Genomic DNA, 22,187 nt, shown 5'->3' with positions numbered 1-22,187 from the left:
GCGTCTTTAGGCGCTGGCTGGTATTATGGGCTTATAGCCCTTGATCAAACCACCCGTTAGACGGGTGGTTATGATTTCAGTGCATGAAAAAAACAACCGTTCTCACGATTGTTCAATAGATTTAAACCTTTTCAAGGACAGACTGGGTTACCCAAGTCTTGCGATTTCCGATTTGGACGAGGATGCCATCGCTAGGTGGGTCAATGGCTAGCACTTTGAAGTTACCTGGAATAGTAAAGGTCTCACCAGGATTGAGGTACTGGTCTGAAGTTGGATTGCCTTGTCCATCAACTTCAAGAACAGGTCCAGGATCAACGATATTGTGTTTGGTTGGTGTGCCTCCTGCTAAATCTTGGCTGGTGATGTTATTTCCTACTATAGATGTTACACGGAAAGTACCTGTAAATCGGACAGTATCACCAATGTTGATAGAAGAGTTGGTTGTATTACTAGTCTGAGTTCCTGATTCAAGGTCTTTAAAGTGAATATAGCCGGATACTTGACTTTTATGGAAGCTACGTTTGTGGTATTTCTCAGGTCCTTGCCCCACATCGTAGTTGTACTCCTCAATCGTTACCTGATCTCCTTGAACGTCAGCAACCCAGGCTACATGCCCCATGTGACCGGCCCCGTTGACACCAGCTGAAAACCAAGCGATGCTCCCTACGGCAGGATTCATGTCGACACGGTAACCATTGGCACGTGCGATACTTCCCCATGTAATGGCATTCCCATAGCCTACAGGTAGGTTGAAACCATTGGTGTTGCTGAGACGATAGGCTGCAAAGGATGTACACTGACGCCAGTACATGGTCCAAGGGTCTACGCCGAAGCCACCATATTTCCAAGAGGAAGGATAGTCATCTCCGAGAACAGCCGCCTGTGCAGAGGAGCCACACGAAACCGATACAGTCGCTAGACAAGCTAGCGGTAAAAGACAATTAAGTAATTTTTTCTTCATTTTAACCTCCACCTACCTATTCGCAGTTTTTCTGGAAAATGAAGATAATTTGTCTATTTTCAAAAAACTATATATAATTATATAAAATAATATATAAGGAGTTAATTATGACTGTTGTAGAGAAGCGTGTTCAAGTAAATTTCCAAACTAACCCGATTTTGTTGGAAAGGGCAAGAAAAATTGTAAAGGCAAATAATTTAGATATGAGTAAATCGTTTAATTTGTTTTTGGAGACGATTGTTGCTACCGAGCAAATACCAGTAATGACGGAGGATGAATTGCTAAAAGAAAGGCTGTTTAGGCAGCTTAAAGCTGAGGTAGCAGAGAGTGTAGCTGAGTATCAGGCGGGTAATATGATACCCCTTGAGGAGGTTAAGGATGAATACAACCTATAGTCTTTCACTCACTAAGCGTGCTCGCTCGTCTTTGAGAAGTATATATGACTACATTCGTGATGTACTTTCTAATGAAACTGCTGCCAAGAAGATGGTTTCGAAGCTTTTGCAAGGAATGGAAAGTTTGAAGACTTTTCCTGAGGCTGGTTTTAATGCAGATCAACGTTATGGTAAAAGAATCAATGACACATTTGAGACACGAGCACTTGTCGTTAAACGCTATGTCATACTTTATTTTATAGACGAAAGTAGAAAAGAGATTGTAGTCTCCCACATCTTTAGTTCTAAAAGCGACTATATCAAGTTGTTATAAAAAAATTAAGATTAGTAGTGAGGAAATCTCCGACGGGAGAAAGTACTTGCTACTTTTTCGTTATGATAAATTGTCTAGCTTTGAGGGAGCAGTACATCCCGCTACCTGAAGGGCTGCCTTTTTTATGTTCAAATTTGGATACACACCCATATCTCCGAACAAATATGTTATAATGGTTATGTATAATTCGTGAAAATTGCTAATTTTTCCGAATGATTGTCGTTAACGGGCATTTGCCCCTAGTCTTATTTGATATTGAGGTATCTTTCAAATGAAACTTTTGGTTGTTGGTTCTGGTGGTCGTGAACATGCGATTGCCAAGAAATTATTGGAGTCTAAGGATGTTGAGCAAGTTTTCGTAGCTCCTGGTAATGACGGGATGACATTGGACGGTCTTGATTTGATCAATATCGGAATTTCCGAACATTCTAAGCTAATTGACTTCGCAAAGGCGAACGATATTGCTTGGACCTTTATCGGTCCAGATGATGCCCTTGCGGCTGGTATCGTGGATGATTTCAATGCAGCTGGTCTTAAGGCTTTTGGTCCGACCAAGGCTGCAGCTGAACTTGAGTGGTCTAAGGATTTTGCTAAGGAAATCATGGTCAAATACGACGTTCCGACAGCAGCCTATGGCACATTTTCAGCTTTCGAGGAAGCCAAGGCCTACATCGAGGAAAAAGGCGCTCCAATCGTCGTCAAGGCAGACGGCTTGGCCCTAGGTAAAGGTGTCGTCGTTGCGGAGACGGTTGAGCAAGCCGTCGAAGCTACTCACGAGATGCTTTTGGACAATAAATTCGGTGATTCAGGTGCGCGAGTGGTCATCGAGGAATTTCTTGACGGGGAAGAGTTTTCTCTCTTTGCCTTTGTCAATGGAGATAAATTCTACATTATGCCAACGGCTCAGGACCACAAACGTGCTTATGATGGGGACAAGGGCCCTAACACTGGTGGGATGGGTGCCTATGCGCCGGTTCCTCACTTGCCACAGAGTGTGGTTGACACAGCGGTTGACACTATTGTCAAGCCAGTCCTTGAAGGTATGATTAAAGAAGGTCGTCCTTACACTGGTGTCCTTTACGCTGGTCTTATTTTGACAGCTGACGGCCCTAAAGTCATCGAGTTTAACTCACGTTTTGGCGATCCTGAAACGCAAATCATCTTGCCTCGTTTGACTTCTGATTTTACGCAAAATATCACTGACATTTTGGATGGCAAAGAGCCAGCTATTACTTGGACGGATAAGGGTGTGACACTAGGTGTGGTTGTAGCCTCAAACGGCTACCCACTGGCTTATGAGAAGGGTGTCAAACTTCCAGCCAAGACAGAAGGCGACATCATCACTTACTATGCCGGTGCGAAATTCGCTGAAAACGGGCAAGACCTCCTCTCAAATGGTGGACGCGTTTATATGCTGGTTACCACAGCAGACACCGTCAAAGACGGCCAAAACATTATTTACAACGAACTCAACAAACAAAACACAGAAGGCCTCTTCTACCGTACGGATATCGGTAGCAAAGCAAACAAATAATCGGCGACCGTAGGTCGTAAAAGGCGAGCGAAAGCGAGCTAATGAGCGACAATCACCGCTGTTGTGAAAAAACGATTGGCTAATAAAGCCAATCGTTTAGGGAAATCGGAAGACTTAAGGCTTCCGATTTAGGCATGAGACACCTTTGGTGGCTGCTGCCGTCCCTCACAACCTAAGGTGATTGTCAAAAAAGGAAGAAAAAGGAAAAATTATGACTAAACCAGTAATTTCCATTATCATGGGCTCAAAATCCGACTGGGCAACCATGCAAAAAGCTGCTGAAGTCCTCGACAACTTCGGCGTCGCTTACGAAAAGAAAGTTGTTTCCGCACACCGTACACCGGACCTCATGTTCAAACATGCCGAAGAAGCACGTAGCCGTGGCATCAAGGTCATCATCGCTGGTGCTGGTGGTGCTGCTCACTTGCCAGGGATGGTTGCTGCCAAAACAACCCTTCCAGTCATTGGTGTGCCAGTAAAATCACGTGCTCTTAGCGGTGTAGATTCGCTCTATTCTATCGTTCAGATGCCAGGTGGTGTACCTGTCGCAACCATGGCTATCGGTGAAGCTGGTGCGACAAACGCTGCCCTCTTTGCCCTCCGTCTCCTCTCAGTAGAAGACAAGGCCATTGCAGATGCGCTTGCTAACTTTGCTGAAGAACAAGGAAAAATCGCAGAGGAGTCTACAAATGAGCTCAACTAAAACCATTGGTATCATCGGTGGTGGTCAACTCGGTCAGATGATGGCTATCTCAGCTATCTACATGGGCCATAAGGTTATTACCCTTGATCCTGCAGCAGATTGTCCCTCTTCTCGTGTGTCTGAGGTCATCGTGGCACCCTACGATGACGTAGACGCCCTTCGCCAGTTGGCAGACCGCTGTGATGTTCTCACTTATGAGTTTGAAAATGTCGACGCTGACGGCCTTGACGCTGTTATCAAAGACGGTCAGCTTCCACAAGGGACAGACCTGCTTCGTATTTCACAAAACCGTATCTTTGAAAAGGATTTCCTCTCAAACAAGGCTAAAGTAACCGTTGCCCCTTACAAGGTAGTGACATCTAGCCTTGATTTGGAAGGTATTGACCTTTCTAAAAAATATGTCCTCAAGACTGCGACAGGTGGTTACGATGGCCATGGTCAAAAAGTCATCACGTCAGCTGACGATTTGGAAGAGGCAAATGCCCTTGCTAACTCAGCCGAGTGTGTCTTGGAAGAGTTCGTTAACTTCGACCTTGAAATTTCAGTCATCGTGTCTGGTAATGGCAAGGATGTGACGGTTTTCCCAGTTCAGGAAAATATCCATCGCAACAACATCCTCTCTAAAACCATCGTTCCTGCTCGCATTTCTGACAGTCTAGCTGAGAAAGCTAAAGCTATGGCAGTGAAGATTGCTGAGCAACTTAACCTTTCTGGTACCCTCTGTGTGGAAATGTTTGCGACAGCTGATGACATCATCGTCAACGAAATTGCCCCACGTCCACACAATTCAGGGCACTACTCAATCGAAGCTTGCGACTTTTCACAGTTTGACACGCATATCTTGGGTGTTCTCGGAGCACCACTTCCAGCAATCCACCTTCATGCACCTGCTGTCATGCTCAACGTCCTCGGCCAACACGTCGAAGCAGCTGAGCGTTATGTCACAGAAAATCCAAGCGCCCACCTCCACATGTATGGTAAACTAGAAGCGAAGCACAACCGCAAAATGGGGCATGTGACTTTGTTTAGTGATGAACCAGACAGTGTGGTTGAGTTTGGGAAAGGGATTGATTTTTAAGTGAAAATAGCGATTCTAGGACTTGGAGTGATCGGGACTACTTATGCCTATGCTTTTCAAAAAGCAGGTCATCAAGTGGAACACGTACTGAGAGATAGTAAGAAAAACAATGCTCCCAAGGAGTTGTCGGTTGATCTGCTAGATGGCCGCTATCATTCCAAAGGTGAGAACAAACACGACACCTATGAAGTTCATGTGGCAGAAGCTGATTCGGAATATGATTTTATTTTTCTGAGTGTGCGTCATGGGTTTGTCAAAGAAGCTGTGGAAACCTTGCGAAAAAATAATATCAAAGGCACTCTCGTTTTCTTCTGCAATTTCTGGAATACTCGAAAAGAGGTCCAAGAGTGGGCAGGAGATTACGACTATATTCTGGCTTTTCCGACAGCGGGTGGTCATATGCAGGAGAACCATTTAGATGGCGTCTTGTTTGACCATTTAATGCTAGAAGGTGAGCAAAAAGCACACATTTCTAACTATGCTGATTTGACGGATTTACTGACTTCTGCAGATTTGAAGTGGGAAGTTCCTCATGATATGGTCGAGTGGATTTGGATTCACATGGCGATTAATGCGGGTGTTACTTCGACAGCTGCTCGTTCAGGAAATTTGGAAAACCCAGAAGAATTGGCTTTGAACTTGATGAATAGTTCTTCGGAATTATCATTAGCCATCAAGGCCATTCGGGAAGCTTTGAAAGTGGTAGAAGCGCGTGGCGTAAATTTGAAGCTTTATAAGGCAGAACTCTTGCCATACAAAATTCCCGCTTGGATTGCAGGAAAAGCCATGAAAGTCATGTTTGCGAAAAATGAGCTGACACGAAAAATTATGACCTTGCACAATGATAAACAGGACATCTTCTACTGTTGTCAAAGTGTTTATCAGACCGGTCAGGAGTTAGGTGTGAAGATGCCCATTCTAGAAGCAAACATGAAGGGAATTTCGATTTAGGAGGTTTTATGATTCAACTCATCGTCAACGCATTTGTTGAAAAAGATAAGACTGGAGCAGTCGTTGAAGTCTTGTATGCTAGTAGCGATCACGAAAAAGTGAAAGCTAAGTATGAAGAGTTGATTGCTCAATATCCTGATAACTATTTGGCTATCTATGATGTCCCGCTAGATACGGAATTGAATACACTGGATCATTATCCATCTGTGTGGATTGGGAAAGAAGAATTTGAATAAGATTTCCATCGGTTGCTTAGCTGATGTGAAATATCAAAAGAATATTGCATATAAAACTAAAAAGAAGTGGACATAGGATCCCATTAATTTGAGCTCAAACGTCCAATCTTTGATAGAATTAAATAAACAAAAAAGAAAGGAACAAGGGTACTCGTATTCACAAAAACTGAATACGGGCTACGGACTTGGTCAAAAAGATAGTTTTTCCTAGAAGCTGACGCTTCTTCGTCTAAACTCCTATTTTGACTGTGTCCGCTTAACGCCCTTAATATCTTAATTATGATCGAACGTTACTCTCGCCCTGAGATGGCGAACATTTGGACTGAAGAAAATAAATACCGTGCTTGGCTTGAGGTGGAAATCTTAGCGGACGAGGCATGGGCTGAATTGGGAGAAATCCCTAAGGAAGATGTGGCTTTGATTCGCGAAAAAGCGGACTTTGACATCGACCGTATTCTTGAAATCGAGCAGCAAACGCGTCACGATGTGGTTGCCTTCACACGTGCGGTTTCTGAGACTCTTGGCGAAGAGCGTAAGTGGGTTCACTATGGTTTGACATCTACTGACGTGGTAGATACTGCCTATGGTTACCTCTACAAACAAGCCAACGACATCATCCGTCGTGACCTTGAAAACTTCACCAACATCATCGCTGACAAAGCGAAAGAACACAAGTTCACCATCATGATGGGTCGTACCCACGGTGTGCACGCTGAGCCTACAACTTTTGGTCTTAAATTGGCGACTTGGTACAGCGAAATGAAACGTAACATCGAGCGTTTCGAGCATGCTGCTGCTGGTGTGGAAGCTGGTAAGATTTCTGGTGCGGTTGGTAACTTTGCCAACATCCCACCATTCGTTGAAAAATACGTCTGCGACAAACTTGGTATCCGTGCTCAAGAAATCTCAACACAGGTACTTCCTCGTGACCTTCACGCTGAGTACTTTGCAGTTCTTGCTAGCATCGCAACTTCTATCGAACGTATGGCAACTGAAATCCGTGGTCTTCAAAAATCAGAACAACGTGAAGTGGAAGAGTTCTTTGCCAAAGGTCAAAAAGGGTCTTCAGCAATGCCTCACAAACGTAACCCGATCGGTTCTGAAAACATGACAGGTCTTGCACGTGTCATCCGTGGTCACATGGTAACAGCTTATGAAAATGTGTCACTCTGGCATGAACGTGATATCTCTCACTCATCAGCGGAGCGTATCATCACACCAGACACAACCATCTTGATTGACTACATGCTCAACCGATTTGGAAACATCGTTAAGAACTTGACAGTCTTCCCAGAAAACATGATCCGCAACATGAACTCTACGTTTGGTTTGATCTTCAGTCAACGTGCGATGCTGACTTTGATTGAAAAAGGCATGACGCGTGAGCAAGCTTACGACCTTGTTCAACCGAAGACTGCTCAATCATGGGATAACCAAGTAGACTTCAAACCACTTCTTGAAGCAGATCCAGAGGTAACTTCTCGCCTCACCCAAGAAGAAATCGACGAGATCTTCAACCCAGTTTACTACACTAAACGTGTTGATGAAACCTTCGAACGCATCGGTTTGGGTGACTAATTGAAGCAATACAGTAAAAAAGCAGGGCAGACCTGCTTTTTTTGATGGTGACATTTATGTCACTATTTTTGTTCTCTTTTCAGCTGTATAATAGAGTCATCGCTAGAAAACTGTCAGGAAGGAGAAGTTAGCCATCTTAAAAGGACGATTTAACTGTTTACCGGAACTTAGTCTCTTAATAGTAAACATTGCTTATAATATCATCCGCATCATGAATGATCTTGGAAGTATCAAAGCCCCCTCTTGGTTTTTAGATATGGATATTCCTAGTGGTTCCTTACTGTTACTTATTTTGCTTATTATTTTAAAAAGTGATGTAAGATAATAATTTCTTAAGTTACCTTTAAGGTTATTAAGGTATATTATAACCATCCTAATAGAGTAACTAGCTTTTGTGAGCTAGAGGTAAACATAATTTTTTCATAACAAATCTCCCCGCAGAAAGTCTAGAAATATAGGCTTTTTTCTTGTTTTTTGAGGTTTTATTAGGATGTTTTAAGAAAGTACTTGAAAACCCTTCCAAAACAAGGTAATATAGTTATATAAAGATTCTATTGGACAAGCGGTCACCTTGGAGGATTAGGAAGAAGAGGTTGGGAAGCCTGTACAATCGTATCTTTTCAGTGGTCTTTGGACTGCTGTGAAAATCCCTTTGGGGATTTTTTTCTGCGATTTAAGGTTTCTTTAAGGTAGGGAGGTTATACTTTAAGTCTCCTAAATAACTTTTACTGAACCTTGTTCAGTAAGTCTCGTTGGCTTACACTTTTTGTAGAACAACGAACTTTTCTTTTTCATAATCTCCAAAAGAGCTCAACACGCTGTGTTGGGTTCTTTTTTTGGCAATTAAAAAAACGCCCTTAGGCGTTTTAAATATAGCTTACATCTCGTCTGGAGCTTCAACACCGAGAAGGCGAAGGGCTTCTTTGAGAACTGTTGCTGTTGCGTAGCAAAGAGCCAAACGGCTGTCACGTTCTGGACTTTCGTCCAAGATACGTGTGTGTGCATAGTATTTGTTAAAGGCTTGGGCCAAGCTGATAGCAAATTTAGCAACGATAGATGGCTCAAAGTTGTCTGATGCACGGTTGATGATACGTGGGAAGTCTTGGATGAGTTTGATGATTTCCCAGCTTTCAACGTCGTTTAGGCTGTATGTAGCATCTGCAGATGGCGTGAAGTTAGCCTTGCGCAAGATAGATTGGATACGAGCGTGTGCATACTGTACGTAAGGTCCAGTTTCTCCCTCGAAGGATACCATGGCATCAAGGTCGAAGTCGTAACCATTCATACGATCTGTTTTAAGGTCGTAAAACTTGATAGCTCCGACACCGACAGCATGAGCAACAGCTTCCTTGTTAGGCAAGTTTGGATTCTTAGCTTCAATTTGAGCTTGGGCACGGTTAACAGCTTCAGCGATTGTTGGCTCAAGCAAGATAACGTTACCTTTACGAGTTGACAATTTCTTACCGTTCTTAGTTACAAGACCAAAGGCAACGTGAGTCATGTCGTCAGACCAGTCGTAGCCCATTTCTTTAAGAACAGCTTTCAACTGTTTGAAGTGAGCAGATTGTTCATTACCAACCACATAGATGGCTTTAGCAAAGTCGTAAGTACGTTTACGGTAGAGGGCAGCAGCCAAGTCACGTGTGATGTAAAGTGTCGCACCATCTGATTTTTTGATGAGGGCTGGGTGTTCGATACCGTATTTTTCAAGGTTAACCACTTGGGCACCTTGAGATTCTTGGAGAAGTCCTTTTTCTGTCAAGATGTCAACGACTTCATCCATCTTATCATTGTAGAAGGCTTCACCGTTGTAGCTATCAAAAGAAACACCGAGTTCATCATAAAGACGGTTGAATTCCACCAAGCTTTCGTCACGGAACCATTGCCAGAGGGCAGTTGCTTCCTCGTCACCAGCTTCCAATTTACGGAACCATTCACGAGCTTCTTCGTCTACAGATGGGTCTTCTTCAGCTTCGGCATTGATACGCACATAAAGTTGAAGGAGTTCGTTGATAGGGTTAGCTTTGACGGCTTCCTCGCTACCCCATTTCTTATAGGCAACAATCAGCATACCAAACTGTTTACCCCAGTCACCCAAGTGGTTGATACGGACTGGTTTGTAGCCTTGTTTAGCTACGATGTTGGCAAGAGCATCAGCGATAACCGTTGAACGCAAGTGACCGATAGAGAAAGGTTTAGCGATGTTAGGACTAGACATATCAAAGGCGATGTTACGTCCGTGACCGATGTTTTGGTCAGCGTAGTGGCTGCCTTGAGCGATGACTTGTCCAAGAACGTCCGCTGAGATTTTTGATTTATCAAGGAAGAAGTTGATGTAAGGACCAACAGCTTCAACTTTTTCAAAGTTTGAGGCATCGATTTTTTCAGCGATGTCTGCTGCAATCATTTGAGGAGCCTTGCGCAAGACTTTAGCCAATGAGAAGGCAGGAAAGGCGAGGTCCCCCATGTCAGCATTTTTAGGGGTTTCAAGCAGATTTTGAATGTTTTCTTGTTCCAATTCGGGAACAACTTTGGCAATTTCTGCTGCAATGAGTTCTTTAGTATTCATAGGTACTCCATTTCAAATCTTGTCATTCATACCTATTTTACCATTATTTTAGTTAATAGGGTAGGGACAAGAAAGCATCTATTAGGAAGTAATTCATGAAAAAATACAAAAATTCTGTTATAATATGCAAAGAATATACATAAAAAGAGGAAAGATAATGAAGAGAGATCGTCAAGCTGTTATCAAACAGATGATTTCAAGAGATAAGATTGGGACACAAGAGGAAATTAAGCAACGCCTAGAGGCGGAAGGTATCACGGTTACTCAGGCTACCTTGTCACGTGACTTGCGTGAGATTGGCCTCTTGAAGCTTCGTGATGAAGAAGGCAGACTCTACTATAGTTTGTCTGAGCATGTGCTTCCAAGTTTGGACCCTACGGTTAAGGATTATGTTAAATCAGTTTCCCGTGCCCAGTTTATGCTGGTCCTTCACACAGAGTTGGGTGAAGCTGATGTTTTGGCCAACCTAATTGACAGTGATGGCAACCCTGAAATTTTAGGAACCGTTGCTGGGGCAGATACTCTATTGGTAATCTGTAAGGATGCTGTGGTTGCTGAAAAACTGGAAAGCGAGTTTCACTGATGAATACTCCTCATCAGGATCTCCAAAAAGCCAAAGAAGAGTTAATCGACCTCCTCAAACACCATGAGGCGGTTCTTGCTTTTCAAGAGGCTGAGAAAGCTATTGGACAGGTACCTCAAATCAGTCATCTGGCTGGACAGATGAAGGCTTATCAACAAGAAGCAGTGCTTTTTCAAAAAATTGAGAAACAACGTGCCTATGAGGAGGCAGGTGAACAAGCAGATTTGATTCAGCATGAGTTGGAAAATTTGCCTATTGTTCAGGACTACCGCCAAAAAATGCAGGATGCCAGTGACTTGATCCAATATGTGACCAAGTCTATCGAAGAAAGGATTAACGAGGAGTTAAGACATGGCTAAGGAAAAAATATCTCCAGGAATGCAGCAGTATTTGGATATCAAGGAAAATTATCCAGATGCTTTTTTGCTCTTCCGTATGGGTGATTTTTACGAATTATTTTATGATGATGCCGTTAAGGCTGCCCAGATTTTGGAAATTAGCCTAACCAGTCGTAATAAGAATGCTGATAATCCTATTCCCATGGCTGGTGTTCCTTATCATTCAGCTCAAGCCTATATTGATGTCTTGGTTGAGATGGGCTACAAGGTAGCCATTGCTGAGCAGATGGAGGATCCTAAACAGGCTGTTGGTGTGGTTAAGCGTGAGGTGGTTCAGGTTATCACGCCAGGGACAGTGGTTGACAGTTCTAAACCTGATAATGCCAACAATTTCTTGGTAGCCATTGACAAGGCTGGAAGTCGATTCGGCCTGGCCTATATGGATGTGTCAACGGGTGAATTTTTTGCGACAGAGTTGGACGATTTCAGTTCAGTTTGTAGTGAAATTCAGAACCTTAAGGCACGTGAAGTAGTAGTTGGTTATGATTTACCTGAAGCTGATGAACAGATTTTGGTCAAGCAACTCAACCTTCTACTTTCCAAGGAAACAGAGGTTTACGATGATGTCCACTTGATTGACACCAGCTTGACAGACTTGGAAAGCAGTGTAGCGGGTAAACTTCTCCAGTATGTGCACCGTACTCAGATGCGCGAGCTCAGTCATTTACAAAAGGCTCAGCACTATGAGATTAAGGATTACTTGCAGATGTCCTATGCGACCAAGTCAAGTTTGGATTTACTAGAAAATGCTAGAACGGGCAAGAAACACGGATCTCTTTTCTGGCTCTTGGATGAAACCAAGACAGCTATGGGAATGCGTCTCTTGCGAACTTGGATTGATCGTCCTTTAGTGAATCAAGCCACTATCACCGAGCGTCAGAATATTATCCAAGTTTTCTTGGACAATTTCTTTGAGCGGAGTGACTTGACTGAGAGTCTAAAAGGTGTTTACGATATTGAGCGCCTGGCCAGTCGTGTTTCCTTTGGCAAGGCTAATCCAAAAGATTTGATTCAGTTAGGTCATACTTTGGCTCAAGTACCGGTGATTAAGGCGATTTTGGAGTCTTTTAATGACGATGCCTTGTCACGTCTTTTACAAGAGTTAGATGCTCTGCCAGAATTAGAGAGTTTGATTCGGTCGGCTATTGATCCAGATGCTCCTGCAACCATTACAGAAGGTGGCATTATCCGTGCTGGTTTTGATGAGACCTTGGACAAGTATCGCAAGGTGATGAGTGAGGGAACCTCATGGATCGCAGATATCGAAGCTAAAGAACGTGAAGCATCTGGTATTACAACACTAAAGATTGATTATAACCGTAAAGATGGTTATTACTTCCATGTGACCAACTCTAACCTTAGCTTGGTTCCTGACCATTTCTTCCGCAAGGCAACTCTGAAAAATTCAGAGCGCTTTGGAACTGCTGAGTTGGCTAAAATTGAAGGTGAGATGCTTGAGGCGCGTGAAAAATCATCAACGCTAGAGTATGATATTTTCATGCGTGTCCGTGAACAGGTTGAACGCTATATTGACCGTTTGCAATCTTTGGCTAAGGCTATTGCGACAGTCGATGTGCTTCAGAGTCTAGCTGTTGTAGCAGAGACCAATCATTATGTTCGCCCTATTTTCAATGATGAGCATCGTATTGTTATTGATCAAGGCCGTCATGCAGTGGTTGAGAAGGTTATGGGCGTTCAAGAATACATTCCAAACACCATTACCTTTGATAGTCAGACCAATATTCAGCTCATCACAGGACCAAATATGAGTGGTAAATCCACCTATATGCGTCAGTTAGCCTTGTCAGTAGTTATGGCTCAGATGGGGTCTTACGTGCCAGCAGATAGTATTGACTTGCCAGTTTTTGATGCTATCTATACACGTATTGGTGCTGCAGATGACCTGATTTCAGGGCAGTCGACCTTCATGGTTGAGATGATGGAGGCTAACCAGGCTATTAAGCGGGCGACACCTAATTCCTTGATTATTTTTGATGAGTTGGGACGTGGGACAGCTACCTATGACGGTATGGCTCTGGCCCAGTCTATCATTGAGTTTATTCATGACAAGGTGGGGGCTAAAACCATGTTTGCGACCCATTATCATGAGTTGACAGCTCTGTCAAATACTTTGACACACCTTGTCAACGTTCATGTGGCGACACTTGAAAAGGACGGCGAAGTGACCTTCCTTCACAAGATTGTCGATGGCCCAGCCGATAAATCTTATGGTATTCATGTGGCTAAGATTGCAGGTTTACCAGCAGATTTACTGGAACGTGCTGACACCATCTTGACACAACTAGAGGGCGATACAGTTACCATCCAACCTCAGGAAAAGGTATCGCCTCAAGAGAAGCCTGCCACTGAAACGCATGTCAACGAGCAAATCTCTCTCTTTGATGATTTTACTGAAAATCCAGTTCTTCAAGAGTTGCGTGATTTAGATATTTACAACATGACACCTATGCAAGTCATGATGGCTGTAGCAGATTTAAAACAGAAACTATAAAAGAAGCTTGTCAATTGACAGGCTTCTTGTCTTTTATAGGTGTTTCAATTCTTGGTTGAGTTCTTCAATATCCTTTTTCATTTTCCAATAAGAGAAAACCCAAACGAGGAGATAGATAAGGCTGAATTCAATGACTAGCTCCAAGTAGAAAGTCAAACGTAGAGGGAACCATCCGCTGAGGGTAGCTAGTGGGATGAAACCTAGACAGGTCAAGGCGTAGTGAGTGAGGGTTGCACGAAGCAAACTCCACTCAGCCTTACGGAAGATATAACTAGCGACTTCAAAAAGAATACCGATAGCAAACCAAGTGATGAGGCAGTAGGCCAATACTATAGATCCGTGAACCTGATGTGATGTCATCCATTGTCCAATGGCTGAGTGAGGATTAAGAGGCATGTAGCTTGGCGCCCAGATAAGAGACATAATCATAGATACAGCTAATCCAATAAGGATGCCACTTGTGCCTGATTTAAAAAATTGTTTTTTCATTGTAATTTCTCCTTTATTGCTTTGAGGTAACGGCGTGATGAGTAGGTAGTTTCCTTGTTTTTAAGGTGAATTTCTACGAGGCCGTTAGGGGTAATGTTGAAGCGTTCAATTTCTTTGAGGTTGACAATCTCTGATTGTGAAATTTTGATAAAGTAAGATGGCAGTTTTTCTAAAACTTGATAGAGACGTAAGCCTAAGGGGTACTCTCCTTGAATAGTTTCAGCTAGAACTTGTCGATTTTCGATGTAAATTCTGGAAATAGCTTTGGGTTCGATAAGATAAGTTTCTCCATCTTTTTTTCCTTTGAGTCGGTGGTTGTCATCCAAACTTTCGACAAACTCGACGACTTGCTGAATCTTAGGCGTCCGACTAGGTGCCTGAATCTGCAACGTCTCTTCTTGAAATACCGAGTCAATCTGAACTTTTATTTTCATAACTATCCTTTCTTGTTTGTAATTGAGGAGGCCTCCTCCCTTTCACACCTTTATTAAACACTATTTACTAGCCCACAGCAATAGCGTTTGTCTATGTGGTCCTATATGGTGTCTAAGTGGTTGAAAATATTTTAGAAAACCCCTATACTTAATGAAAACGTACTGACGAGGTAATCACATGAAATCTATAATGAAATGGTTAGCAGGAATTTTTCTTGCCTGCAGTCTGATTTTGAGTTTTTTTACACCTTTTGAAAAGGCACTAACACTGAACCTGCTCTTGCTTTATTTCTTTGTTAAGCAGTTTATGGATTCTACAAGCTCGCCTAAAACCTACCAATGGATTTTCCAAATCATCTACCTCTTGATTTTTTCTGGGCTCATTTGGTTCAACCTTCGTCATGGGGATATGATTGTTATAGCCACAGCCTTATCTTGGCTAACAGTTGTGTGTGAGTTGTGGCTTTACAGTAAGCATAAGTAACAGTCAGCACCAGTGAATTTATCAACCTTTTAGAAGGGAGAAAAAATAATTATGCCAAAAATCATCGAATTGCCTGAAGTTCTAGCCAATCAGATTGCTGCTGGAGAGGTCGTAGAGCGACCAGCTAGTGTAGTTAAAGAGCTAGTGGAAAATGCTATTGATGCAGGCAGCACCCAGATTACTATTGAAGTTGAAGAATCAGGCCTCTCAAAAATTCAAATCACAGACAATGGCGAAGGAATGGCTCAATCTGATGTAGCTATGAGTTTGCGCCGTCATGCAACAAGTAAAATCAAAAATCAAGGAGACCTCTTTCGTATTCGAACTCTTGGTTTTCGAGGTGAGGCCCTGCCATCAATAGCTTCTATCAGTCATCTTACCATTGTGACAGCAGCGGATGGAGAAGCCTATGGGACTAAACTGGTTGCTAAAGGTGGAGAAATTGAGAGTCAGGACCCTATTTCAACACCAGTTGGAACAAAGATTACCGTTGAAAACCTATTTTATAATACCCCAGCTCGTCTCAAGTATATGAAGAGTTTACAGGCTGAGTTGGCTCATATTGTCGATGTTGTCAATCGTCTAAGTCTAGCTCATCCCGAGGTTGCCTTTACCTTGCTTAATGATGGTCGTCAGTTGACACAGACATCAGGTACTGGAGACCTCCGTCAAGCTATTGCTGGTATTTATGGTTTGACAACGGCTAAAAAAATGGTGGAGATTTCAAATTCTGACCTTGATTTTGAAGTTTCTGGATATGTTAGTCTCCCTGAGTTGACCCGTGCAAATCGTAACTACATCACGATTCTCATTAACGGACGTTATATTAAAAACTTCCTGCTTAACCGTGCTATTTTTGATGGATATGGCTCTAAACTCATGGTAGGACGCTTCCCTATTGCAGTTATTGATATTCAGATTGATCCTTACTTGGCCGATGTCAATGTTCACCCAACAAAGCAGGAAGTACGTATCTCTAAAGAAAAAGAGCTCATGGCCCTTATCAGCTCAGCCATTGCTCAAAGCCTTAGAGAGCAGGATTTGATTCCTGATGCCCTTGAAAATCTAGCCAAGTCTAGTACCAGAGGTGCAGCTAAGCCAGTTCAAACCAGTCTTCCACTCAAACAAACCAATCTTTACTACGATAGCAGTCGTAATGATTTCTTTGTCAAACCAGAGACAGTCCAAGAAGATATCAAACCTCTTGTATCAGAGTCACCAGTTTCATCGGTAGAAAATAAACCGCAACCTTCTGTTAAACAGGCACAACGTTCAGTAGATGAAGGTGATAGCGAACACGAAAAACTTGATTATAAAAACAAGTCGAAAATGAAGCGCATGCTTGAAACTCTGGACAATGAGGAAACATCAACCTTCCCTGAATTAGAGTTTTTTGGTCAAATGCATGGAACCTATCTCTTTGCGCAAGGACAAGGCGGACTTTACATCATTGACCAGCATGCTGCCCAAGAACGTGTCAAGTATGAGTACTATCGCGAAAAGATTGGTGAGGTTGACAGCAGTTTACAGCAGCTTTTGGTTCCCTATCTCTTTGAATTTTCAGGTTCAGACTACATTAGTTTACAAGAAAAAATGTCCCTTCTTAACCAGGTTGGTATCTATTTAGAGCCTTATGGGAACAACACTTTCATTCTTCGTGAACATCCTATCTGGATGAAGGAAGAAGAGATTGAATCAGCGGTCTATGAAATGTGTGACATGCTTCTTTTGACGAATGAAGTGTCTGTTAAGACCTACCGTGCTGAGTTGGCCATCATGATGAGTTGTAAACGTTCAATCAAGGCCAATCATGCTCTTGATGATTACTCTGCGCGTGACCTCCTAGTACAGCTTGCACAGTGTAAAAATCCCTACAATTGCCCTCACGGACGTCCAGTACTTGTCAACTTTACCAAGTCTGATATGGAAAAAATGTTCCGTCGTATCCAAGAAAATCATACGAGTCTACGTGACCTAGGGAAGTATTAAAACTTTTTTTGGTCTTGCTTTACGAATAGGAATGTTAGATTTATAATAGTGGTGAAGATGAGGAATCTTCTAATGTTTTAGCGGATTATTGTAGGATGATTGCCTGATTTTTAAGTTAGGAGGTATAGTGATGAGACACCTAACAAAAACTAATAAACACTTTTTACTTGTTGGCTTAACATTTTTAGCGACTAGCTTGATTTTCTATATTTTGGCCTGGTTAGGTCAACCAAGTTTGGAGAATACTCTCGTAAATGTTTCTAGCATTGCCTTTACTTTAGGCGTTGTAACATATATTCTATTAGGTCTAAAGATGATTACAGATACTTTAAAGACGAGTAGTCATCCTTAAAATAGAGCAAACAGAATCCACTTTCGAGTGGATTTTTTGTTACAATAGTACAGCAGTGCTTGAGATGACAAAATAAACACTCAAGACAATTATCTTACAAGTATAAAATGATAAAGCAAACCATTGAAGAAACGAACGAGAAAGGAAATCACACGCCATGTATGATTACATCAAGGGAACTCTAGTGAAAATTACCGCCAAGTATATTGTTATAGAAGCAAACGGCTTAGGTTATATTGTCACTGTAGCGAATCCATATAGTTTTTCTGACCAAATGAATCAGACTATCCAAGTCTATCTTCATCAGGTTATTAGAGACGATGCCCACCTTCTTTTTGGTTTCCATACTGAAGATGAAAAAGAGGTCTTCCTTAAGCTTATTTCAGTTTCTGGAATAGGTCCGACGACTGCCCTAGCCATTGTTGCTGTAGATGATAATCAAGGCTTGGTTGCTGCTGTTGATAATAGTGACATCAAGTACTTGATGAAGTTTCCAAAGATTGGTAAAAAGACAGCTCAACAAATGGTTCTGGATTTGGCAGGGAAATTTGCAGAGTTACCAACAGAAACGACCAAGACGACACCAAGTCAACCTGAAGGGAATCATCAATTGGATGAGGCTATGGAAGCCTTGATTGCTCTTGGTTATAAAGCCACAGAACTTAAGAAAATCAAGGCCTTCTTCGAAGGAACTAATGAAACGGCAGAGCAATACATTAAATCGGCTCTTAAAATGTTGATGAAATGAGGTAAGCAATGGTCAATCGTTGTCGTTGGGTTCCAACAAACAATAAATTATATTGTGATTATCATGACAAGGAGTGGGGAAAGCCTATTGGTGACGACCAAAAACTTTTTGAGCTGCTTTGCTTAGAAAGTTATCAGTCAGGGCTTTCTTGGTTAACCGTTTTAAATAAAAGACAGGCCTTTAATCGTGTTTTTCATGACTATAATATTGAGCGTGTTGCCCAGTTTAGCCTAAGTGAACTTGAAGATGCGCTTCAAAATCCAGACATCATTAGGCACAAACTTAAGCTAGAAGCAACCGTAAATAATGCCAAACAAGTACTAAAAATCCAAGATGAATTTGGCTCCCTGTCCCATTATTTTTGGCATTTCTTTGACGGAAAGCCCTTGATAAATAATGTACCCACATATAAGGACGTCCCATCATCAACTGCTTTATCCCAACAGATTGCCAACAATCTAAAAAAGAGAGGGTTCAAATTTTTAGGACCGACAACTATATATTCATTTTTACAAGCCGCAGGATTTGTGAATGATCATGAAAATAACTGTGACTTCAAATAAATGAGTGGATTTGATTGACAAGACGAGCAAAACATGTTAGTTTATAAACGAACATGTTTTTGAGATTATTTTACGAATAGTAATATAGGTGAACCAATGAAAGCTGAATTGATTGCAGTAGGAACTGAAATCCTAACCGGGCAGATCACCAATACCAATGCCCAATTTTTATCTGAGAAACTAGCTGAACTAGGAATTGACGTGTATTTTCACACAGCAGTAGGAGACAATGAAAGCCGCCTACTTTCAGTTCTTGATCAAGCCAGTCAGCGTAGTGATTTAGTCATACTTTGTGGTGGACTTGGCCCTACTGAGGACGACCTAACCAAGCAAACCCTGGCTAAATTTTTAGGAAAAGAACTCGTTTTTGATGAGGAGGCTAGTAAAAAACTGGATAGTTTCTTTGCTACTCGTCCTAAACACACACGAACGCCTAATAATGAACGTCAAGCACAAATTGTTGAGGGGGCTATTCCCTTGCAAAACCCGACAGGTCTTGCAGTTGGAGGGATTATTACTGCTCAAGGGGTGACCTATGTAGTCTTACCTGGTCCACCAAGTGAACTCAAACCTATGGTGAATCAAGAACTTATTCCAGCTCTTACTGAGAATCACTCAAGTCTTTATTCGAGAGTCCTAAGATTCTTCGGCGTTGGAGAAAGTCAATTAGTGACTGTTCTTAAGGATTTTATTGTTAACCAAACAGATCCAACCATAGCTCCATACGCTAAAGTGGGGGAAGTAACACTTCGCTTGTCAACGAAGGCTTCTTCGCAAGAAGAAGCAGATCAAAAACTAGATGTTTTAGAAAAACAAATTCGTTCGACTAAAACTCTAGATGGCAAATCCTTATCTGATTTCATTTATGGATATGGAGAGTCTAATAGTTTAGCCTTTGAAGCTTTTCGTTTGCTTAAGAACCATGGCAAGACTATCACTGCAGCTGAAAGCCTAACAGCAGGTTTATTTCAGGCTAGTATTGCTGATTTTTCAGGAGCCTCACAAGTGTTTAAAGGCGGCTTTGTTACTTACAGCATTGAAGAAAAATCTAAAATGTTGGATATTCCCTTGTCGCAACTAGAAGAACATGGTGTTGTCAGTCATTTTACTGCAGAAAAAATGGCTGAAGGTGCCCGAGCTAAAACAGATAGCGATTACGGAATTGCACTTACCGGTGTAGCTGGACCAGATTCATTAGAAGGACACCCAGCAGGTACAGTATTTATTGGTATTGCTGATAGGAATCAAGTAAGGTCAATCAAGGTTGTTATAGGTGGAAGAAGTCGTTCTGATGTTAGATATATTAGTACCCTCTATGCCTTTAACCTAGTTCGCCAAGCTTTATTACAAGAAGACATGATTTAAGTTTGTCTTTAACTATAGAAAGAAGAGGAAAATAAGTGGCTAAGAAAACAAAGAAAACAGAAGAAATTACAAAGAAATTTGGAGATGAGCGTCGTAAAGCACTTGACGATGCTTTGAAGAATATTGAAAAAGATTTTGGTAAGGGTGCGGTTATGCGTCTTGGTGAGCGTGCAGAGCAGAAAGTTCAAGTTATGAGTTCAGGCTCGCTGGCTTTGGATATTGCTCTTGGTGCAGGTGGTTATCCTAAAGGTCGTATTATCGAAATTTACGGACCAGAATCGTCAGGTAAGACAACTGTAGCCCTCCATGCTGTTGCTCAAACACAAAAAGAAGGTGGAATTGCTGCCTTTATCGATGCAGAGCATGCCCTTGACCCTGCTTATGCGGCAGCCCTAGGTGTTAATATCGATGAGCTTCTTTTGTCACAACCTGATTCAGGTGAACAAGGTCTCGAAATTGCTGGTAAGCTGATTGACTCTGGTGCAGTTGATTTGGTTGTTGTTGACTCAGTTGCAGCTTTGGTACCTCGAGCAGAAATTGATGGAGATATTGGTGACAGCCATGTCGGACTTCAAGCGCGTATGATGAGTCAAGCCATGCGTAAGCTTTCTGCTTCTATCAATAAAACAAAAACAATTGCTATCTTCATTAACCAATTGCGTGAAAAAGTTGGTATTATGTTTGGTAATCCAGAAACAACCCCTGGTGGACGTGCTCTAAAATTCTATGCATCAGTACGTCTTGATGTACGTGGAAATACGCAAATCAAAGGGACTGGTGATAAAAAAGACCAAAATGTTGGTAAGGAAACTAAAATTAAGGTTGTCAAAAACAAGGTTGCTCCACCATTTAAAGAAGCCTTTGTTGAAATTATGTATGGTGAAGGGATTTCACAAACAGGTGAGCTTGTAAAAATCGCTAGTGACTTAGGTATTATTCAAAAAGCTGGAGCCTGGTTCTCATACAATGGAGAGAAGATTGGTCAAGGATCTGAAAATGCGAAAAAATATTTGGCAGATCATCCAGATATTTTTGAAGAAATTGATCATAAAGTACGTGTACACTATGGTTTGATTGAACCAGATGAAGAGGATAGTGTTGAAGAAGCACAAGTTGAAGAAACATCTGATGAACTTGTTTTAGACCTAGATTCAACCATTGAAATTGAAGAATAAGTGTAAAAGAGCCGACGAGCTCTTTTTTCTTTGTTTTAATCTAAATAAAAAGGGTCTATGATCATTGAAAAAGTCCCCAAGATTCAAAATAGGTCGCTAGACCGATTTCTAAAATCAAGGACAGTGATAAGATAATAGTATCATGTGACAGAAAGAGAGAATTAACATGATTAAGATTTATACAATCTCAAGTTGTACAAGTTGTAAAAAAGCAAAGACATGGTTGAACAACCATCAACTTCCTTATAAAGAACAAAACCTTGGTAAAGAACCACTTACAAAAGAAGAAATCTTAAACATCCTATCAAAAACAGAGAATGGTGTTGAGAGTATTGTTTCATCAAAAAATCGCTATGCTAAAGCTCTAAATTGTGATATCGACGAGCTCAGTGTCAGTGAGGTGATTGATTTGATTCAAGAAAACCCAAGAATCTTGAAGAGCCCAATCTTAATTGATGATAAGAGATTGCAAGTGGGTTATAAGGAAGATGACATCCGTGCTTTCTTACCACGTTCAATAAGAAATGTCGAAAATTCGCAAGCACGCATGCGCGCAGCTCTATAAAAAAGTAAAAAAGGAGATACTTGCGATCTTCTTTTTACGTTTACTCTGGCATAGAAAATAAGTATTGACATTAGTTCTCAAACTTGATAGACTAATAAAGTCTTAAGGAAATTGTCCAGTAACAAAAAGTTTGAAAAAACTTTAAAAAAGTTATTGACAAGATAAGTCAGAGATGATATTATAAATAAGCTGTTCCGGAAGGGGCGGCGGAC

The 22,187-nt window shown here is 41.7% G+C and carries 23 protein-coding genes and 1 pseudogene; 20 read left to right on the top strand and 4 right to left on the bottom strand.

The window, feature by feature from the left end; translation table 11 throughout:
* Positions 1–121: 121 nt before the first annotated feature.
* Entirely contained in the window at positions 122–961 is an 840-nt protein-coding gene (locus tag H7T99_RS09570; protein ID WP_037603818.1) for a CHAP domain-containing protein, read from the bottom strand.
* 107 nt (positions 962–1,068) lie between these two features.
* Here H7T99_RS09570 and H7T99_RS09565 point away from each other — a divergent pair, with 107 nt between their 5' ends.
* The 9 genes and pseudogenes from H7T99_RS09565 (at position 1,069) to purB (ending at position 7,749) form a co-directional block, all read left to right on the top strand.
* Positions 1,069–1,356 (top strand): hypothetical protein, encoded by a 288-nt coding sequence (locus tag H7T99_RS09565; RefSeq protein ID WP_037603816.1) that lies wholly within the window; start codon positions 1,069–1,071, stop codon positions 1,354–1,356.
* Entirely contained in the window at positions 1,340–1,669 is a 330-nt protein-coding gene (locus H7T99_RS09560) for a type II toxin-antitoxin system RelE/ParE family toxin (protein ID WP_037603814.1), read from the top strand. Before H7T99_RS09565 ends, H7T99_RS09560 begins: the two co-directional genes overlap by 17 nt.
* Before the next feature lie 271 nt (positions 1,670–1,940).
* Positions 1,941–3,203 (top strand): phosphoribosylamine--glycine ligase, encoded by a 1,263-nt coding sequence (purD, locus tag H7T99_RS09555; protein ID WP_037603812.1) that lies wholly within the window; start codon positions 1,941–1,943, stop codon positions 3,201–3,203.
* A 118-nt stretch (positions 3,204–3,321) separates the two neighbouring features.
* Positions 3,322–3,384, top strand: a pseudogene (locus tag H7T99_RS10745) (phosphoribosylaminoimidazole carboxylase); the annotation flags it as partial.
* Positions 3,385–3,414: 30 nt separating this feature from the next.
* Positions 3,415–3,906: a 5-(carboxyamino)imidazole ribonucleotide mutase gene (gene purE / locus H7T99_RS09550; protein ID WP_006150912.1), complete on the top strand. Its 492-nt coding sequence runs from the start codon at positions 3,415–3,417 to the stop codon at positions 3,904–3,906.
* The gene (gene purK / locus H7T99_RS09545) at positions 3,893–4,984 is read left to right on the top strand and encodes a 5-(carboxyamino)imidazole ribonucleotide synthase (protein ID WP_037603809.1); all 1,092 of its coding nucleotides are present in this window, start codon (positions 3,893–3,895) and stop codon (positions 4,982–4,984) included. Before purE ends, purK begins: the two co-directional genes overlap by 14 nt.
* Positions 4,985–5,935, top strand: coding sequence for a ketopantoate reductase family protein (locus tag H7T99_RS09540; protein ID WP_037603807.1), 951 nt, complete (start codon positions 4,985–4,987; stop codon positions 5,933–5,935).
* Positions 5,936–5,943: 8 nt separating this feature from the next.
* Positions 5,944–6,171 carry a hypothetical protein gene (locus H7T99_RS09535; protein ID WP_037603805.1) on the top strand — a complete coding sequence of 76 codons (228 nt, stop codon included), beginning with the start codon at positions 5,944–5,946 and terminating at the stop codon, positions 6,169–6,171.
* A gap of 279 nt (positions 6,172–6,450) precedes the next feature.
* A complete protein-coding gene (gene purB / locus H7T99_RS09530; RefSeq protein WP_037603803.1) occupies positions 6,451–7,749 on the top strand; it encodes an adenylosuccinate lyase in 1,299 nt (432 codons plus the stop codon).
* A gap of 877 nt (positions 7,750–8,626) precedes the next feature.
* Here purB and argS read toward each other — a convergent pair.
* Entirely contained in the window at positions 8,627–10,318 is a 1,692-nt protein-coding gene (gene argS, locus H7T99_RS09525) for an arginine--tRNA ligase (RefSeq protein ID WP_002889584.1), read from the bottom strand.
* Between the two features lie 154 nt (positions 10,319–10,472).
* On the opposite strand from argS, the gene argR reads away from it, so the two are divergent.
* Genes argR through mutS form a run of 3 tightly spaced genes read left to right on the top strand, consistent with a single transcriptional unit; the run spans position 10,473 to position 13,811 of the window.
* A complete protein-coding gene (argR, locus tag H7T99_RS09520) occupies positions 10,473–10,901 on the top strand; it encodes an arginine repressor (protein ID WP_170314548.1) in 429 nt (142 codons plus the stop codon).
* Positions 10,901–11,260: a YlbF family regulator gene (locus tag H7T99_RS09515; RefSeq protein WP_002889586.1), complete on the top strand. Its 360-nt coding sequence runs from the start codon at positions 10,901–10,903 to the stop codon at positions 11,258–11,260. The genes argR and H7T99_RS09515 overlap by 1 nt, the downstream gene beginning before the upstream one ends.
* A complete protein-coding gene (gene mutS, locus H7T99_RS09510) occupies positions 11,253–13,811 on the top strand; it encodes a DNA mismatch repair protein MutS (protein WP_037603801.1) in 2,559 nt (852 codons plus the stop codon). Before H7T99_RS09515 ends, mutS begins: the two co-directional genes overlap by 8 nt.
* Positions 13,812–13,844: 33 nt before the next feature.
* On the opposite strand, the gene H7T99_RS09505 is transcribed toward mutS, so the two are convergent.
* Together H7T99_RS09505 and H7T99_RS09500 are read right to left on the bottom strand one after the other, a co-directional pair.
* The gene (locus H7T99_RS09505) at positions 13,845–14,300 is read right to left on the bottom strand and encodes a DUF3021 domain-containing protein (RefSeq protein WP_037603799.1); all 456 of its coding nucleotides are present in this window, start codon (positions 14,298–14,300) and stop codon (positions 13,845–13,847) included.
* The gene (locus H7T99_RS09500) at positions 14,297–14,734 is read right to left on the bottom strand and encodes a LytTR family DNA-binding domain-containing protein (RefSeq protein ID WP_013989911.1); all 438 of its coding nucleotides are present in this window, start codon (positions 14,732–14,734) and stop codon (positions 14,297–14,299) included. The genes H7T99_RS09505 and H7T99_RS09500 overlap by 4 nt, the downstream gene beginning before the upstream one ends.
* A gap of 178 nt (positions 14,735–14,912) precedes the next feature.
* Between H7T99_RS09500 and H7T99_RS09495 the strand changes: the two genes are divergently transcribed.
* The 8 genes from H7T99_RS09495 to spx all read left to right on the top strand — a co-directional run bounded on the left by H7T99_RS09495 (position 14,913) and on the right by spx (position 21,975).
* A complete protein-coding gene (locus tag H7T99_RS09495; RefSeq protein ID WP_037603797.1) occupies positions 14,913–15,218 on the top strand; it encodes a hypothetical protein in 306 nt (101 codons plus the stop codon).
* A gap of 51 nt (positions 15,219–15,269) precedes the next feature.
* Positions 15,270–17,207, top strand: a complete 1,938-nt coding sequence (gene mutL / locus H7T99_RS09490; RefSeq protein WP_037603795.1) for a DNA mismatch repair endonuclease MutL — start codon at positions 15,270–15,272, stop codon at positions 17,205–17,207.
* A 130-nt stretch (positions 17,208–17,337) separates the two neighbouring features.
* Positions 17,338–17,559, top strand: a complete 222-nt coding sequence (locus H7T99_RS09485) for a hypothetical protein (RefSeq protein WP_002886321.1) — start codon at positions 17,338–17,340, stop codon at positions 17,557–17,559.
* A gap of 157 nt (positions 17,560–17,716) precedes the next feature.
* Positions 17,717–18,307 (top strand): Holliday junction branch migration protein RuvA, encoded by a 591-nt coding sequence (ruvA, locus tag H7T99_RS09480; RefSeq protein WP_002886323.1) that lies wholly within the window; start codon positions 17,717–17,719, stop codon positions 18,305–18,307.
* Positions 18,308–18,315: 8 nt separating this feature from the next.
* A complete protein-coding gene (locus tag H7T99_RS09475; protein ID WP_002886325.1) occupies positions 18,316–18,870 on the top strand; it encodes a DNA-3-methyladenine glycosylase I in 555 nt (184 codons plus the stop codon).
* Between the two features lie 96 nt (positions 18,871–18,966).
* Positions 18,967–20,235, top strand: coding sequence for a competence/damage-inducible protein A (locus H7T99_RS09470; protein WP_037603794.1), 1,269 nt, complete (start codon positions 18,967–18,969; stop codon positions 20,233–20,235).
* 35 nt (positions 20,236–20,270) lie between these two features.
* Positions 20,271–21,410, top strand: a complete 1,140-nt coding sequence (gene recA, locus H7T99_RS09465) for a recombinase RecA (RefSeq protein WP_002889600.1) — start codon at positions 20,271–20,273, stop codon at positions 21,408–21,410.
* A 166-nt stretch (positions 21,411–21,576) separates the two neighbouring features.
* Positions 21,577–21,975, top strand: coding sequence for a transcriptional regulator Spx (gene spx, locus H7T99_RS09460; protein WP_002886328.1), 399 nt, complete (start codon positions 21,577–21,579; stop codon positions 21,973–21,975).
* Positions 21,976–22,187 lie beyond the last annotated feature (212 nt).

Origin of the sequence: Streptococcus sp. 17.1 (genome assembly GCF_016648655.1) — a bacterium.
Lineage (GTDB): Bacteria > Bacillota > Bacilli > Lactobacillales > Streptococcaceae > Streptococcus > Streptococcus salivarius_E.
Note: the sequence above shows the minus strand (reverse complement) of the source record. Positions and strands in the feature narration are given on the sequence as shown.